This window comes from Actinokineospora sp. (assembly GCF_050699995.1).
Taxonomy (GTDB): domain Bacteria; phylum Actinomycetota; class Actinomycetes; order Mycobacteriales; family Pseudonocardiaceae; genus Actinokineospora.
This window is the reverse complement of record NZ_JBOHGC010000157.1, coordinates 1-1,445: the sequence shown is the minus strand read 5'-3', so window position 1 is coordinate 1,445 and position 1,445 is coordinate 1. Positions and strand designations below refer to the sequence as shown.

Genomic DNA, 1,445 nt, shown 5'->3' with positions numbered 1-1,445 from the left:
GCGCCGCCGACCGCCGGGGCGCAGGGCGCGCGCGGTACTGCCCGGGCCGCAGCGGCAGCACCTCCTGCGTCGAGGTCCACCCCTCGACCTGCAGCGACGGCGGGCAGGTGTCGAGGTACCAGCCCTTAATGTCGTAGCCGGGCGCTACCGCGGGTAGCGGGATGCCCCTGCGCGCACACCGATCGTCGAGGGTGCGGTGCATCAGATCGGCGATCGGCCCGGTGATCGCCGGTCCGGTCGACAGAGTCGCGGCCGGAACCGACAACGCCGCCGCGGCCGCCGACCCGACCAAGTCGTGCATCTCGTGGACAACGAGATCGGGCCGCCACTCCGCGACCCGGGCAATGGCCGCATCGAGGAAACGGTCCACGCGCTCGCCCCCGAACCAGGTGGCGGTGTCCTCCATTCGGTCGGGTCCGCACCCGCGCACCGCGGTGTCGTCGACGAGGCCGCCCGGCCCGGCGCCGAGCCCGAGCACGTCGGCCTCCTCCCCGCGCAGTAGACCCGCCATCCCCGGGGTGGCCAAGAAACCAGCGGTATGACCCTTCCTCCGCACCTCCCTGGCGAAGGCGGCCAGCGGGAACAGGTGGCGGACGCTATTCGTCGAGCAGAACAGCACGCGCAGCCCCATTGCCTCCACCTCCACGGCGATTACCCGAGGGGCACGCCCTCCTCCGTCACCGTCCATTGTCGACCCGATCGACCCGATCGGGCATGTCCGTTGCCCTCTGGTGACATATTCTCTTGGATATGGGGCCTGTCCAGGTTCATCTGCCAGCCCCCTGCCGTCCTCCGCCATACTGTGTCCGGCATGGAGCTAGAACTGCGCCACCTCACCGTGCTCACCACGCTCGCCGAAGCGGGGAGCGTCAGCGCGGCGGCCCGCAAGCTCGGCGCGGAACAGCCGAACCTGACCCGCCAATTGCGCCGCATCGAGGGCGAACTTGGCGCGACCCTCTTCCGCAGATCCGGTTCGGGCACAGTCATGACCCCATTGGGCAGAGTCGTTGTCGAGCAGGCACAGGTGGCGTTGGAGCGGGTGAACCGCATCCGTGTACTTTGCCGCAGCGCGGCGCTAGCCGCGAGCCGCCCGGCGACGCTGCGGCTGCGAACATTCGGTGTGCCGGCGGAGCGGCTCCGGCCTGGTCTCCCCCCACACTTGCGCCGCGACAGCTGGGTCGTCGAGGAGAGCACGCCCGCGACCGCGGTGCGCGACCTGCGCTCAGGGGCCGCGGACCTGTTCGTGGGCGTTCGCTGGCCGCACATGCCTTGGCCGGACGTGGGTGGGCTCATCACAGTGGAGCTGTGGCGGACCGAACTGGAGATTCGGCTGGCCGCAGGCCACCCGCTGGCGGGCACGGACGTTGCGACCCTCGCCGAGTTCGCCGACGAGATCTGGGTGTCGCGGCCGGGCACCGCGACCACAGTCATGGAGTGCCGCCGTG

General features: G+C 70.8%; 1 protein-coding gene and 1 pseudogene. One reads left to right on the top strand and one right to left on the bottom strand.

The features are described 5' to 3' along the window. Positions 1 to 631: pseudogene (locus ACRDSQ_RS08850) on the bottom strand (hypothetical protein); the annotation flags it as partial. A 180-nt stretch (positions 632 to 811) separates the two neighbouring features. Here ACRDSQ_RS08850 and ACRDSQ_RS08845 point away from each other — a divergent pair. Beyond that, on the top strand, positions 812 to 1,445 hold a 634-nt coding region (locus tag ACRDSQ_RS08845), incomplete at its 3' end, for a LysR family transcriptional regulator (RefSeq protein ID WP_431420332.1).